16 protein-coding genes are annotated in these 12,522 nt (G+C 71.8%); 5 read left to right on the top strand and 11 right to left on the bottom strand.

Annotation, left to right across the window (positions count from 1 at the left end; translation table 11 throughout):
* Nucleotides 1-216: 216 nt before the first annotated feature.
* The 5 genes from FV226_RS19150 to FV226_RS19130 all read right to left on the bottom strand — a co-directional run bounded on the left by FV226_RS19150 (nt 217) and on the right by FV226_RS19130 (nt 3,258).
* Nucleotides 217-477, bottom strand: coding sequence for an exodeoxyribonuclease VII small subunit (locus FV226_RS19150; RefSeq protein ID WP_147764135.1), 261 nt, complete (start codon nt 475-477; stop codon nt 217-219).
* A gap of 144 nt (nt 478-621) precedes the next feature.
* Nucleotides 622-1,134, bottom strand: coding sequence for a protein tyrosine phosphatase (locus FV226_RS19145; protein ID WP_147764134.1), 513 nt, complete (start codon nt 1,132-1,134; stop codon nt 622-624).
* 19 nt (nt 1,135-1,153) lie between these two features.
* Nucleotides 1,154-1,726 (bottom strand): HD family hydrolase, encoded by a 573-nt coding sequence (locus tag FV226_RS19140; RefSeq protein WP_147764137.1) that lies wholly within the window; start codon nt 1,724-1,726, stop codon nt 1,154-1,156.
* A gap of 29 nt (nt 1,727-1,755) precedes the next feature.
* Entirely contained in the window at nt 1,756-2,409 is a 654-nt protein-coding gene (locus FV226_RS19135; protein ID WP_147764133.1) for a DNA-3-methyladenine glycosylase I, read from the bottom strand.
* Nucleotides 2,410-3,258: a folate-binding protein YgfZ gene (locus tag FV226_RS19130; RefSeq protein ID WP_147764132.1), complete on the bottom strand. Its 849-nt coding sequence runs from the start codon at nt 3,256-3,258 to the stop codon at nt 2,410-2,412.
* A 139-nt stretch (nt 3,259-3,397) separates the two neighbouring features.
* Here FV226_RS19130 and FV226_RS19125 point away from each other — a divergent pair, with 139 nt between their 5' ends.
* Nucleotides 3,398-4,735: a dihydroorotase gene (locus FV226_RS19125; protein ID WP_147764131.1), complete on the top strand. Its 1,338-nt coding sequence runs from the start codon at nt 3,398-3,400 to the stop codon at nt 4,733-4,735.
* Between the two features lie 110 nt (nt 4,736-4,845).
* On the opposite strand, the gene FV226_RS19120 is transcribed toward FV226_RS19125, so the two are convergent.
* From FV226_RS19120 to FV226_RS19100, 5 genes are all read right to left on the bottom strand, one after another.
* Nucleotides 4,846-5,100: a hypothetical protein gene (locus tag FV226_RS19120; protein WP_147728485.1), complete on the bottom strand. Its 255-nt coding sequence runs from the start codon at nt 5,098-5,100 to the stop codon at nt 4,846-4,848.
* A 159-nt stretch (nt 5,101-5,259) separates the two neighbouring features.
* Nucleotides 5,260-5,709 carry a TIGR02301 family protein gene (locus tag FV226_RS19115; protein ID WP_147764130.1) on the bottom strand — a complete coding sequence of 150 codons (450 nt, stop codon included), beginning with the start codon at nt 5,707-5,709 and terminating at the stop codon, nt 5,260-5,262.
* Between the two features lie 269 nt (nt 5,710-5,978).
* The gene (locus FV226_RS19110; protein ID WP_147764129.1) at nt 5,979-6,443 is read right to left on the bottom strand and encodes an NUDIX hydrolase; all 465 of its coding nucleotides are present in this window, start codon (nt 6,441-6,443) and stop codon (nt 5,979-5,981) included.
* Nucleotides 6,440-7,546, bottom strand: a complete 1,107-nt coding sequence (locus FV226_RS19105) for a hypothetical protein (RefSeq protein ID WP_147764128.1) — start codon at nt 7,544-7,546, stop codon at nt 6,440-6,442. Before FV226_RS19105 ends, FV226_RS19110 begins: the two co-directional genes overlap by 4 nt.
* On the bottom strand, nt 7,539-8,261 hold the full coding sequence (locus tag FV226_RS19100) for an SDR family oxidoreductase (protein WP_147754679.1): 723 nt from the start codon (nt 8,259-8,261) through the stop codon (nt 7,539-7,541). Before FV226_RS19100 ends, FV226_RS19105 begins: the two co-directional genes overlap by 8 nt.
* 230 nt (nt 8,262-8,491) lie before the next feature.
* Between FV226_RS19100 and FV226_RS19095 the strand changes: the two genes are divergently transcribed.
* A complete protein-coding gene (locus tag FV226_RS19095; protein WP_147764127.1) occupies nt 8,492-9,073 on the top strand; it encodes a carboxymuconolactone decarboxylase family protein in 582 nt (193 codons plus the stop codon).
* Nucleotides 9,074-9,080: 7 nt separating this feature from the next.
* On the opposite strand, the gene pdxH is transcribed toward FV226_RS19095, so the two are convergent.
* Nucleotides 9,081-9,659, bottom strand: a complete 579-nt coding sequence (pdxH, locus tag FV226_RS19090; RefSeq protein WP_147764136.1) for a pyridoxamine 5'-phosphate oxidase — start codon at nt 9,657-9,659, stop codon at nt 9,081-9,083.
* Between the two features lie 167 nt (nt 9,660-9,826).
* Between pdxH and FV226_RS19085 the strand changes: the two genes are divergently transcribed.
* From FV226_RS19085 to fabI, 3 genes are all read left to right on the top strand, one after another.
* Nucleotides 9,827-10,402 (top strand): RT0821/Lpp0805 family surface protein, encoded by a 576-nt coding sequence (locus tag FV226_RS19085; RefSeq protein ID WP_147764126.1) that lies wholly within the window; start codon nt 9,827-9,829, stop codon nt 10,400-10,402.
* A gap of 177 nt (nt 10,403-10,579) precedes the next feature.
* Complete coding sequence (locus FV226_RS19080) at nt 10,580-11,494, top strand: DnaJ C-terminal domain-containing protein (RefSeq protein ID WP_147764125.1); 915 nt, start codon at nt 10,580-10,582, stop codon at nt 11,492-11,494.
* 137 nt (nt 11,495-11,631) lie between these two features.
* Nucleotides 11,632-12,501 (top strand): enoyl-ACP reductase FabI, encoded by an 870-nt coding sequence (fabI, locus tag FV226_RS19075; RefSeq protein WP_238273260.1) that lies wholly within the window; start codon nt 11,632-11,634, stop codon nt 12,499-12,501.
* Nucleotides 12,502-12,522: the final 21 nt, after the last annotated feature.

Raw genomic sequence — 12,522 nt, 5'->3', positions numbered from 1 at the left:
TGCCCGCCCGTCACCGACACGGTCTCGATCATCTCAGACCGAACCGCCTCCGCAACCGCCGGAAGGTCGCTCTCCGGCAACAGACGCAACGCAGACGTCTCAGACAAACCGTCCAAAATCGAGGGGGCCGGCATCGGGGGGGACTGCGTCACGGGTTCGGCCTCATCTCAAGTCTCGGACGTGGAGCGAGGGCACAGGGCGCGCACGCTCCGCATCTCAGTCGACGTCCAGGGGTGCGACGCCTTCGGCGCGCCCGTCGGGTGTCAGGGTGATGCGCTGGATACGGGCCTCGGCCCGCTTCAGCAGCATCTCGCAGTGGCGCTTCAGCGCCTCGCCGCGCTCGTAGATCATCACCGATTCGTCGAGCGCCACGTCGCCCTTCTCCAGGCGGCGGACGATGTCCTCGAGCTGCTCCAGCGCCTTTTCGAAAGGCATGTCGGCGGCGATCGCGGTCGCGTCGGGTCGGCTTTCGGTCATCCCTACAGGATCCTTTGGTGCGGTTCTAAGGCGGAGGCGGCGACCGCGACAACCCCGGGCACGATCAGGGTGGGGTGCGACCGGCGGTTTTCCGAGGCTGCGGCGACGTTTGCGCCACACCGGTACGGCGGCGGATCGGCCCGGTCAGCCGAGTTCGTAGCGGAACGGGACGCCCTCGAACGCGTCCGCGCCGCGGCCGATCGCGGCGATGGCGGCGACCATACGGCCGTCGCGGCCGAGCAGGCGGTCGGCGATCTCGACGAACAGGCGGTTCGGCGTGGCCGACGGCGAGGCGAGGCGCAAGGAAGCGGCGGCTTCCACTTCGTCGCGCGCCGGGTCGAGGGCGCAGGCGGCGATGTAGGCGGCCGCGGTCGAGCGGCTGATGCCGGCGTAGCAGTGGATCACCATCGGCTTCTCGCGCGGCCACGACGTGACGAAGTCGAGGATGGCGCGGACATGGTCCTCGGCCGGCAGCACGTAGCCGTCCGTGGCGACCGCGATGTCGCTGACGCCGACGACCGCGTGGCAGCCCTCGGCAATGCTCGCCGGCCGCGCCGGCGTCGCCGGCGGCGTGACAAGCGTCAGGACGTGGCTCGCCCCGGTCGCGGCGACGGTCTCGGTCAGGCGCGACAGGGGGCAGACGTGAAGCGTCGACATCTCGGGTCCGGGATTTCCGTCAGGTTTTGGAGGCGGTCGCCTGCAGCGCCGCGAAGCGGTCCAGGTAGCGGGCCTGGGCCTCGGCGGTCGGCCAGGGGTCGAGCAGGGCGAGGACGGGCTCGGGCAGGTCCTCGTGCCGGCCGAAATAGCGCGCCGCCTCGTCCGGCGCGAATCCGGCGAGGCGCACCGCCTCCGCGTGGGCGGCGACGCGGTCCGCGCGCTTGACCAGGCGTGCGAAGGCCGGCGTCGGGGCATCGAGGCCGAAGCGGCGACGGATCGCGGCGAGCAGGCGCCGCTCGACGCCCTTGTAGGCGTCGCCGATCGCCGCCTTGAGCGGGGAGATGATGTCGCCGACGACGTATTCGGGCGCGTCGTGCAGCAGCAGTTCGAGGCCCTGCTCCGGGGTGCAGGCCCGGAGGAGGTGGCGGCCCACCGCCTCGACCAGCAGCGAGTGCTGCGCCACGGAGAACACGTGCGGCCCGGCGGTCTGCCCGTTCCAGCGCGCCACGCGGGCGAGCCCGTGGGCGATGTCGGCCACCTCGATGTCGAGCGGGGAGGGGTCGAGCAGGTCGAGGCGACGGCCCGACAGCATCCGCTGCCAGGCCCGCGGCTGCACGGCGCTCAACGGTCCTCCTCCGCCAGCGCGGCGCAGGGCGCGTGGCGATGGCAGCCGACGAGGTGGTCGTTCACCATCCCCACCGCCTGCATGAAGGCGTGGACGATCACCGGCCCGCAGAAGGTGAAGCCCTGCGCCTTTAGGGCTTTAGCGATGCGCCGAGACAAGTCCGTCTCGGTCTGGATCTCGCCTCGCGTCCGGGCAATGCCCTGAACCGGCAGACCCTCAGGCAGGTGGTTCCACAGGAACTTCGAAAATCCCGGTCCGCTCTCCTCGATCCGCAGCCAGGCGCGGGCGCCGGCGACGGTCCCGACGATCTTGGCGCGGTTCCGGATGATGCCGGTATCCTGCATCAGGCGCGCGACGTCGGCCTCGGTGAAGCGCGCGATGGCCTCGGGATGGAAGTCGGCGAAGGCGCGGCGGAAGCCGTCGCGGCGACGCAGGATGGTGATCCACGACAAACCGGCCTGGAAACCGTCGAGGATCAGCTTCTCGTAGAGCGCTCGCCCGTCGCGCTCGGGTATGCCCCACTCCGTGTCGTGATAGGCGACGTAGAGCGGATCGAGCCCGGCCCACCAGCACCGGGCGCAGCCGTCCGGGTGATGGATCAAACCCTCGACCGGGTGATGAGGCTCAGTGACGTGGGGTGCCTCGGCCATTCAGCCGGCCGCGGCGTCGGGCATCGCGAAGCTGGCGAAGGCCGGGCGCTCGACGGTGAGGACCTTGCCGTCGGCGTGCAGGGGCTCGCCCGCCGCGATCGCGTCGGCGAGCCGGTCGAGGCGCAGCATCGCGAGGCCGCGCCCGGCGGCTTGGCTTCCCGTCCGCCCGAGCACCTTGGCGCCGGCGGTGATCTCGGAGCCGGGCGCCGCCGCCTCGCCCTCGGGATAGGTCGCGGGCAGCATCCGGGTGCGGGCGGTGCCGCGGTGCTGCATCCGCGAGACAACCTCCTGGCCGACATAGCAGCCCTTGCGGAAGTCGACGCCGCCGAGCTGGTCCATCAACGCCTCGTGCGGGAAGGCGTCGCCGAGGGGAAAGTCGCGCCCGGCCTCGGGGACGCCGAGGGCGATGCGGTGGGCGTGGTAATCCGCCTCCGCCGCATCCGCGGAGAAGGCGCCGACGGCCGCGTAGAGCCGCGCGCCGAGGCCGTCCGCCCGCGCGTCGGCGACGGCGTCGACCTCGGCCGCGGTGGTGGCGCCATCCCAGGATGCGGCGATGGCGACGGTCGGGTCGACCGCGATCTCGACCTGGGCGCGCAGGCGGTAAAGCGTCAGGCGCTTGGCCAGGGCCGCCGCCTGCTCGGACGCGACGTCCAGGCGGAAGCCGCCGGGGATGCGCGAGATCAGGAAGTCGAACTGGATCTTGCCCTGCGGCGTCAGCAGGGCGCCGAGCCGGGCCTCGGCCTCGCCGAGGGTCTCGACGTTGCAGGTGATCACACCCTGAAGCAGGGCGGGGGCGTCAGGACCGGTGACGTGGACGAGGGCGCGGTCCGGCAGCAGGGCGATCGGCATGGCAGTTCCTTCGTCGGCGCCGCGAGGCCTCGCTCGGCGAGGTGAGGCCTTCCGGGCCGCGCGATTGCGCGAGGATGACGCGTGACATAAGCCGCCGGTGACCCGGCCTCAACCAAGGCGCTCGCGCAAGGCGTTTCCCATGGACAAGCCCTTCGACCTCGTCCTCTCCGGCGGCACCGTGGTGAACCAGGACGGCGCGCACCGGGCCGACCTCGGCATCCGCGGCGGACGCATCGCGGCGATCGGCGACCTGGCGCAGGCGACGGTCGGCGAGCGGCAGGATTGCACCGGCCTGCACCTGCTGCCGGGCGTGATCGACACGCAGGTGCACTTCCGCGAGCCGGGCCTCGACCACAAGGAGGACCTGGAATCCGGCTCGCGCGCCGCGGTGATGGGCGGCGTGACCGCGGTGTTCGAGATGCCCAACACCAACCCGCTCACCACCAGTGCCGCCGCGCTCGCCGACAAGGTGTCGCGCGCGCACCACCGGATGCATTGCGACTTCGCGTTCTGGGTCGGCGGCACCCACGAGAACGTCGGCGCGCTCGCCGAGCTGGAGCGGCTGCCTGGGGCCGCCGGCATCAAGGTGTTCGTCGGCTCCTCCACCGGCTCGCTGCTGGTCGAGGACGACGCGGGCGTGCGCGCCATCCTCAAGGCGATCCGCCGCCGCGCCGCGTTCCATTCCGAGGACGAGCCGATGCTGCGCGCGCGCAAGGACCTGCGGGTCCCCGGCGACCCGGCCTCGCACCCGGTCTGGCGCTCGCCCGAGGTGGCGATGCAGGCGACCCGGCGGCTGGTGGCGCTGGCGCGCGAGACCGGCGCCCGTATCCACATCCTGCACATCTCCACCGGCGACGAGATGGACTACCTCGCCGACCACAAGGACGTGGCGAGCGTCGAGGTGACGCCGCACCATCTGACGATCAACGGCGACGAGGCCTATGCGCGCCTCGGCACCCTCGTGCAGATGAACCCGCCGGTGCGCGGCGAGGCGCATCGCCGGAAGATCTGGTGGGGCCTGGAGCAGGGCGTCGCCGACATCCTCGGCTCGGACCACGCGCCGCACCAGCTGGACGAGAAGGCCAAGCCCTATCCGAATTCGCCGTCGGGGATGACCGGAGTGCAGACGCTGGTGCCGATCATGCTCGACCACGTGGCGGCCGGCAGCCTCTCGCTCGAGCGCTTCGTAGACATGACCAGCGCCGGGCCCAAGCGCCTGTTCGGCATCGCGCGCAAGGGACGCCTCGCGCTGGGCTACGACGCCGACGTGACGGTGGTCGACCTCAAGCGCCGCGAGACCATCCGCAACGACTGGATCGCTTCGAAGAGCGCCTGGACACCCTACGACGGCAAGGTGGTGACGGGGTGGCCGGTCGGCACGGTGGTGCGCGGCGCCCGCGTGATGTGGGACGGCGTGTTGACCGAGCCGTCGCGCGGCGAGGCCGTTGTCTTCGAGGAAGCGCCACCGCGCGCCTGAACCGTCAGGCCTCGGTGTCTATGCCGACCCCTCGCATGGGTCTGATATGGTTGGCCGGATGCCCGCGCCGAGTGCGAGCAACCGGCCGGTGTCGTCGATCGGACGTGCCCTCAGTGCTGGAGCGCGGTGGTGAAGGCGCCGCCGCGGATACGCTCGGGGAATCCCTCGGCGTAGCGGGCGGTGGCCTCCTCGCCATAGGTCATCACGAGTTCCTGGAAGGCCGCGAACAGGGCGGCCTGGGCCATGCAGTCTCCGTCGAGTCCGTCGAGACAGCCTTCCGCGAACGCTTCGGACACGTAGCCCAGGGCGGCGCGCTTCTCGTCCACGTCGGCTTCGAACGGGGCGGTCTGAGTGCTGTTCTGCATGGCGGTCGTATCCGTTGCGCGCGGGCTGGAGGCCCGGCGTACGGAGGGGATGATAGGCGGCTCATGGGTCCGCGACCAGCCGGGAATTGCGAAGCGGTTAACGCGACCGATCGAATACCGCGGTTTTCCCGGATGCTTCGCGGGTGTGGCCGGGCTGCATCATCCGCCGAAACGCCCGGCCAGCGCGTGCGACAGGCGCTCGCCTTCGGCGACGAAGCGGGCAGTCGCCTCGTGCGCCGCGGGGGTGCACACGCGATAGTTCGCGGCATAGCCGCGATAGCCGCGGTTGTAGGCCCCGGCGAGGCGGTCGCGTCGGCCGGGGGTGACGCCCTCGGCCTCGATCAGCGCCTTCATCCGGTTCGGCCACTCGGCGGCGTCGGCCCCCGCGCAGAGCCCGCGCAGGAAGGCGAGCGAGCCGATGATCTCGGACAGGCGCGTGAGGTCGCGGTCGTAGGGGGCGGCCTGATCCGGAGGCGGGGCCGGCGGCTCTTTCTCGGCAGGTTTCGCGGCCGGGCGCGCCGCCGGGCGTTGCTGGGCGAGGGCCGGCGTGTGCGCGGCGGCGGCGAGACAGCCGAAAACCAAGAGGATCGTTCGCAGCGTGGCGATCATCCGCCCGAATGAGCCGCTTGGTGTCTTCCTACTCCCTGTCATCCCGGGGCTGCGCAGCAGAGCCCGGGATTCAGAGCCGCCGACAGCGCAAGCTTGATCACCATCCGCGGTTCTGGATCCCGGGCTCGCCTTAGGCGACCCGGGATGGCGAGGAGGGGACGACAACGGGGTTCGTGAAATCCGCACGTTCTGCGGCGAGTAGTGCGCGAAAGGCCTACCCGAGCGGTTGGACGGCTGCGGGACTGGGTCAACGGCGGCTGAAACCGTTTTCATCGGCCACCCGCCGACCGATAGGCCTCGACCTTCGCGAACGCGGCGGCGAGCGTGTCCGCGAGGCCGGGCGTCGTCTCCAGCTCCGCCACCTCCGCGTGGGTCGCCCAACGGACAGCGAGCGCTTCGGGACCGGCCTCCGGCTCGCCGCCGCACCAGAGCGCCGCGTGCGGGTGGACGACGTAGTGGTGGCGCACGCGGCCGTCGGCCTCGCGCTGGATGATCTCGGTGGGCGGCAGCACGCCGACCATCTCGGCGTCGAGGCCGACCTCTTCCTTGAGTTCGCGCAGGGCCGCGTCGGCGATGGCCTCGCCGGCTTCGACGAGGCCGCCGGGCAGGGTCCAGACGCCGCGCATCGGTGCGTTGGCCCGCGCGGCGAGCAGCACGCGATCGTCGCGGATCACCGCGATCGACGCGCCGACGAAGGGGCGCAGCGGGAACAGGCGCGTCTCGGCCTCGCTCACGGCGTCGCCCCGTCCGGCGCGACCACGGCGACGCGGCCGTCGGACATCCCGACCAGGATGCGCGCCTGGCGCCCGCGGCCGAGCGTGGCGACGCCGAAGGCGGCAGGCGCAGGGAGCGCGATCCGCGCCCGCTCGCGGATGCCGCCCTTCAGCGAGACCAGGGCGAGCGCCGTGCCGTCGGCGCCGGGCAGGGCGAGGTCCGGTGCAGCCTTGTCCTCGCCCTCGACCGCGGCGGCGAGGTCGACGTCGCCCGAGCCCGCGGCATAGCCCGGGGCCTCGCCGTCGAGGGTTAAGGCGTCGGCGGCGGGACTCCACACTTGAAGCCGCCCGCCCTTCGCGAGGATGGCGGCGACCCGCGGCGACCCGGTGCCGGCGAAGTCGGCGACGGCCGCGATCCGCAGCGGCGCGCCGTCCTGCGGCGGCGTCCGCGCGGCGACCGACCAGTCGCCCATGCCGGCCCGGGCGACGAGCGCGAGGCCGGAAGCCTCGCCGCCCTGGAGCGTCGCGGCGACGAAGGCGAGCTTGCCGGCGACCCGGACGGCGCGGGGCCGCGCGGCGGCGAAGGTCGCCTCCGGCCCGGGCGAGACCGTCACGGTCGAGACCGGCACAGGCTTCGGGTCGCCACCCATCGCCACCGGCTGGCGCTCCCGGATGGTGAGGCCAGCGGCCGCCGGCGTGGCGGCGCCCATCGCGCGGGTCGGCCCGGTGAGGTAGGCGCTGACGGCGCCCGACAGCGCCCGGCGCGAGCCGGACAGGGCGCCGCGTGGCGTCTCGGCGGCGGCCAAGCCCTCGATCGCCTCGGCGCCGAGCAGCGTCGTGCGGATCGTGCCGTCGACGAGGCTGAGCGCCGCGCCGCCCTCCTTGCCCCAGACCACGATCAGTGGCGCGCTCTCCTCGTCGCCGGCCTCCGGCGCCGCCGCGTTCGCCGAGCGGGCCAGCGGGATCAGCCCGGAGGTCGCCACCGCCACCGCGACCTCGCTGCGCGGCCCGCGCATCGCGGTCGCCTGGAACGGCAGGTCGAGGATCGTGACCGCCGGCTCTGCGGCGGCGGGGGTGGCGGCGAAAACGAGAAGAAGGGACCAGCGGACCAGCCGGTCAGACATGCTGGCCGCCGTTGATGTGCAGCTCGGCGCCGTTCACGTAGGACGAGGCCTCGGTGCACAGGAAGTAGATCGCCTTGGCGACCTCGTCCGGGGTGCCGAGGCGCCGCTGCGGGATCTGCTCGACCAGCTTGTCGGTGCCGGGCGAAAGGATCGCGGTGTCGATCTCGCCCGGCGAGATCGCGTTGACGCGGACCCCCAGCGGACCGAAGTCGGCGGCCATCTCGCGGGTCAGGCCGGCGAGCGCCGACTTCGAGGTGCCGTAGGCCGCCCCGGCGAACGGGTGGACGCGCGATCCGGCGATCGAGGTGACGTTGACGATCGAGCCCTTGGCGCGGGCGAGCTCGTCGCGCAGGCCCTGAGCCAGCAGCACGGGCGCGAAGACGTTGACCTGGAACACCCGCTGCCACGTCGCGAAGTCGGTCGGCAGGGCGCCGAGGCGCTCGCCGTTCGGGCCCTTCGGCGAGATGCCGGCGTTGTTGACGAGCGCGTGCAGCAAGCCGCCTTCGTTCGCGAGCCGCTCGGCGACCTCGCGGACCCCGCGCACGGTGTCCGCGGCGTCGGCAAGATCGACCTGGAGGTGGTCCTCCGGCCCCATCTCCCACGGGCAGTTCTCCGGGAACGCGTGGCGCGAGCAGGTGATGACCCGCCATCCCGCGGCGGAGAAGCGCTTGACGGTGGCGTGCCCGATGCCGCGGCTCGCCCCCGTGAGCAGCATGATACGGCGGCGTTCGTTTCCGGGTGTGGCCAAGGCCGTGCCTCGCTTCCATTCGGGGCCGGCGCCGGGGCACCCCGGCGGGCCTCCGCATTGAGGCTCCGGTCTAAGCGCAGCGGTCTCGAAAATCCAGCGGCTTCGCCGCGCCGCAACACCGGCCGCAGCGCTTGACCGGCAGGACGTGGAGCGGGATCACCCAAGTCCCGCAGCCCGAACAGCCGGATCATCGCCCCATGCCGAACACGGCCCGCCCCACCGACCGGATGCCCGCGATCCCGGCGGACGGCCTCACCCCGGCCCAGGTCGCGGCGTCGGACGCGTTCCTGGCCGCGCGGAAGGTGCCTGTCTTCGGCCCGTTCGTGCCGCTGATGCGCAGTCCCGACCTGATGCTGCGCGCCAGCGAGATGGGCCTGTACCTGCGCTACGACAGCGTCCTGCCGTTCAAGATCAGCGAATTCGCGATCCTGATCGTGGCCCGCGAGTGGAGCCAGCAGATCGAATGGCAGATCCATCACCCGATCGCGCTGAAAGCCGGCCTCGATCCGGCGGTGGCGCAGGCGATCGCGGAAGGCCGCCGGCCGGACGGCATGTCGTCCGAGGAGGCCGCGGTCTACGCGTTCTCGACCGAGCTCCAGCGCAACAAGGCGGTGAGCGACCCGACCTACGCGGCGCTGGTCGCCCTCTACGGCGAGCAGGGGGCGATCGATCTCACTGGCATCAACGGCTATTACGCGCTGCTCGCCATGACGATGAACGTCGCCCGCACCGCGCTGCCCGAGGGCGTTGCGCCGCCGCTGCCGCCCCTGGTGCCGTAACCCGTCCCTAGGGATAAAGCCGCGACCGGTCCCAGCCCTCGCCGTTGCGGGTGAAGCGGACGCGGTCGTGCAGGCGGTAGTCGCCGTTGCGCCAGAACTCCATCGCCACCGGCTCGATCCGGAAGCCGGTCCAGTTCTCCGGCCGCGGCACCGGCCCGTCCTCGTAGCGCGCCGACAGCTCCGCCACCTCCGCCATCAGCGCGTCGCGCCCCGAAAGCGGGCGCGACTGCCGGCTGGCGATCGCCCCGAGGCGGCTGTCGCGGTGGCGGCTGGCGAAGTAGGCGTCCGCCTCCTCGGCCGTCACCCGCGACACCGGACCGCGGACCCGGATCTGCCGGCGCAGGCTCTTCCAATGCAGCACGAAGGCGGCCTGCGGGTTGGCGGCCAGCTCCTCGCCCTTGGCGGATTCGACGTTGGTGTAGAATACGAAGCCGCGCGCGTCGTAGCCCTTCAGCAGCACCATCCGCACGTCGGGGAGCCCGTCCGCGCCGGTCGTCGCGAGCGCGATGGCGTTGGCGTCCTCGGGCTCGGAGGCGGTCGCCTCGGCCATCCAGGCCGCGAACAGGCCGAACGGGTCGTCGCTCAGGGTGAAGTCCGCGGCGTCCGGGACCGCATCATGTCCGCCCGACTCATCGATCTTTAACGCGTCCACGACTTAATCCTCCGTTGTGAGATCCGGGTCGGGGGGCACCGACGTTGGAGCACACTTACGCGCCATCTCGGCTGGGGTTCAGGGTCTCGGGTACAGGTGTAATGCGTCGTCCCGACAAGAAGGAAGTGGCCGCGGCGACGCCGCAGGCGGAGGAATGTGCGAAGCGGATCGCGCCGGCGGCACTGGCCGCCTGCCTCGTCTCGATGCTCTGCGGCTGCAGCCAGCCGCTCCTGATCTTCCGCGCGGACGCCACCTCGGAGGCCAAGGCCGCGACGGTGGCCGACGAGCCGATCGTCACCGGCAGCATCAACCGGCGCCCGACGAGCTTCGGCTCGGACCTCGGCGAAGAGGATTGGCGCCGCGCCTACGCCGCGCTTGGGGTCGCCCTCGACCCGCAGGGCAACGGCAAGCCCGTGAAGTGGGACAATCCGGAGACCGCCTTGCGCGGCACGATCAACCCGACCGGCCTGCCCTACGTCGCCCAGGACCTGATCTGCCGCGACTTCCTCGCCTCGGTCATCGCGCCGAACAGCAGCCGCTTCGTGCGCGGCACCGGCTGCAAGCCCTCCGGCGGCGAATGGGAACTGAAGCGGATCCGCACCGGCAAGGCTCCGTTGGACAAGGCAACGCCGCGCAAGAGCCACCTGGACAAGGGCCACACAGACAAGACGGGCTGAGCGCGACGCGCCCGGCACTGCGTCCGGCAAGCCTTGCGCTGCGGTCGGGTTGACGCCGGCGGCGCTTGCGCCGAGTCTCGCCGCCCCTACGTTGCGCAAGGGTAACAGGCCGCCCACATGCGGCGTGCATGGCCGCTGCTCCAAAGCCGGCGCGAAACCACGAAACTCAAGAGACCGATGCGCAATCCCTACGAGGTGCTGGGCGTACCCAAGACTGCCGGCGAGGCCGAGATCAAGAAGGCCTATCGCAAGCTCGCCAAGACCTACCATCCCGACACCAACAAGGACGCCAAGGCGAAGGACCGCTTCGCCGAGGCGAACTCCGCCTACGAGATCCTCGGCGAGCCGGAGAAGCGCCGTCAGTTCGACCGCGGCGAGATCGACGGCGACGGCAAGCCGCGCGCGACCGGGTTCGAAGGCTTCGGCGGCGGCCGCGCGGGCGGGTTCGACTTCGGCGGCGCCCCCCGCGGCCGCGGCGGGCCGGCGGGCGGCATGGCAGGCGGCATGGGCGAGGACATCTTCTCGCACCTGTTCGGCGAGGCTTTTCGCGCGGGCGGCGCCGGGCCGGGCCAGCGCGCGCCGGCCCGCGGCGAGGACGTGGCGGCCGAACTCGGCGTGACCCTCGAGCAGATCGTCAGCGAGGATAAGCTCCGGGTCGGCTTGCCGGGCGGGCGCGAGTTCGACGTGATGATCCCGAAGGGCGTCGTCGACGGGCAGACGATCCGCCTGCGCGGCCTCGGCTCCCCCGGCGGACCGCGCGCGGAGCCCGGCGACGCCCTCCTGACGATCCGCGTGCTGCCGCATGCCCGCTTCACGGTGGACGGCGCGGACGTGCGAACCACGGTCGACCTGCCGCTGGAGGATGCGGTGCTCGGCGGCGCGATCCGCGTGCCGACGCTCACCGGCGCCGTCGAGATGAAGATGCCGCCGATGACCTCGTCCGGCCGGACCTTCCGCCTGCGCGGCAAGGGCCTGCCGAAGAAGGACGGCACCCGCGGCGACCTGTTCGCGACGACCGCGATCCAGCTGCCGGCGGACGACGCGGGCCTGACCGAATTCGTGAAGGGCCGACGGACCGCCCGCGCCGAATAGCCGGCGGCGCTCCGGGCGGGTTCGCCGGACTTCCGTCCCCGGCGCGCCTCCGCTAAGGATGCCACCGGCGCGACCGCCGCCCCGTAGCGCGGGGTGGCCCGGAGTCCCGGGTGCCAGAGCGAAATTTCGGGTGTGGCATGGCGGCTTTCGACGCAACGGACGAGCAGGGCGCAGGCGCCAGGGACGGTGCGAAAGGCAGCAACCTGCTCGCGGGCAAGCGCGGCCTCGTGCTCGGCGTCGCCAACAACCGTTCGATCGCCTGGGGCATCGCCAAAAGCGCGCATGCTCATGGCGCAAAGCTCGCCTTCACCTACCAGGGCGACGCTCTGAAGAAGCGTGTCGAGCCCTTGGCCCGCGAGCTCGACGCCCACGTCGTCGGCCATTGCGACGTCACCGACCCGGCCTCGATCGACGCGGTGTTCGCCGCGACCGCCGAACTTTTTCCGGAGGGGATCGACTTCGTCGTCCACTGCATCGCCTTTTCGGACAAGGACGAGCTGACAGGCCGCTACGTCGAGACCACGGAAGCGAACTTCACCAAGTCGCTGATGATCTCGTGCTACTCGTTCACGGCCGTCGCCCAGCGCGCCGAGAAGATCATGCCCAACGGCGGCTCGCTGCTGACGCTGACCTATTACGGCGCCGAGAAGTGGATGCCGCACTACAACGTCATGGGCGTCGCCAAGGCCGCCCTCGAAGCCTCCGTGCGCTACCTCGCCGCCGACCTCGGCCCGTCGAACATCCGCGTCAACGCGATCTCGGCCGGCCCGATCAAGACGCTGGCCGCCTCTGGCATCGGCGACTTCCGCTACATCCTCAAGTGGAACGAGTACAACGCGCCCCTGCGGCGCACGGTGACGATCGGCGAGGTCGGCGAGACCGCCTCCTACCTGATCTCCGACATGTCCCGCGGCATGACCGGCGAGATCCTCCACGTCGACGCCGGCTACCACGTGGTCGGGATGAAGAACCCCGAGGCGCCGGACCTCAGCCTCGACAAGGATTGAGGCTCAGGCTGACGTTTTCGG

The organism is Methylobacterium sp. WL12 (assembly GCF_008039475.1).
Lineage (GTDB): Bacteria > Pseudomonadota > Alphaproteobacteria > Rhizobiales > Beijerinckiaceae > Methylobacterium > Methylobacterium cerastii.
Note: the sequence above shows the minus strand (reverse complement) of the source record. Positions and strands in the feature narration are given on the sequence as shown.

What these genes read in the sequence shown, in the direction of transcription:
- fabI (WP_238273260.1), top strand. Translation starts at nt 11,632, where the DNA reads ATGGCGGCTTTCGACGCAACGGACGAGCAGGGCGCAGGCGCCAGGGAC.
- FV226_RS19150 (WP_147764135.1), bottom strand. Translation starts at nt 477, where the DNA reads ATGACCGAAAGCCGACCCGACGCGACCGCGATCGCCGCCGACATGCCT.
- FV226_RS19100 (WP_147754679.1), bottom strand. Translation starts at nt 8,261, where the DNA reads ATGCTGCTCACGGGGGCGAGCCGCGGCATCGGGCACGCCACCGTCAAG.
- FV226_RS19080 (WP_147764125.1), top strand. Translation starts at nt 10,580, where the DNA reads ATGCGCAATCCCTACGAGGTGCTGGGCGTACCCAAGACTGCCGGCGAG.
- FV226_RS19125 (WP_147764131.1), top strand. Translation starts at nt 3,398, where the DNA reads ATGGACAAGCCCTTCGACCTCGTCCTCTCCGGCGGCACCGTGGTGAAC.
- FV226_RS19120 (WP_147728485.1), bottom strand. Translation starts at nt 5,100, where the DNA reads ATGCAGAACAGCACTCAGACCGCCCCGTTCGAAGCCGACGTGGACGAG.
- FV226_RS19130 (WP_147764132.1), bottom strand. Translation starts at nt 3,258, where the DNA reads ATGCCGATCGCCCTGCTGCCGGACCGCGCCCTCGTCCACGTCACCGGT.
- FV226_RS19085 (WP_147764126.1), top strand. Translation starts at nt 9,827, where the DNA reads ATGCGTCGTCCCGACAAGAAGGAAGTGGCCGCGGCGACGCCGCAGGCG.
- FV226_RS19115 (WP_147764130.1), bottom strand. Translation starts at nt 5,709, where the DNA reads ATGATCGCCACGCTGCGAACGATCCTCTTGGTTTTCGGCTGTCTCGCC.
- FV226_RS19145 (WP_147764134.1), bottom strand. Translation starts at nt 1,134, where the DNA reads ATGTCGACGCTTCACGTCTGCCCCCTGTCGCGCCTGACCGAGACCGTC.
- FV226_RS19105 (WP_147764128.1), bottom strand. Translation starts at nt 7,546, where the DNA reads ATGTCTGACCGGCTGGTCCGCTGGTCCCTTCTTCTCGTTTTCGCCGCC.
- FV226_RS19135 (WP_147764133.1), bottom strand. Translation starts at nt 2,409, where the DNA reads ATGGCCGAGGCACCCCACGTCACTGAGCCTCATCACCCGGTCGAGGGT.
- FV226_RS19095 (WP_147764127.1), top strand. Translation starts at nt 8,492, where the DNA reads ATGCCGAACACGGCCCGCCCCACCGACCGGATGCCCGCGATCCCGGCG.
- FV226_RS19140 (WP_147764137.1), bottom strand. Translation starts at nt 1,726, where the DNA reads ATGCTGTCGGGCCGTCGCCTCGACCTGCTCGACCCCTCCCCGCTCGAC.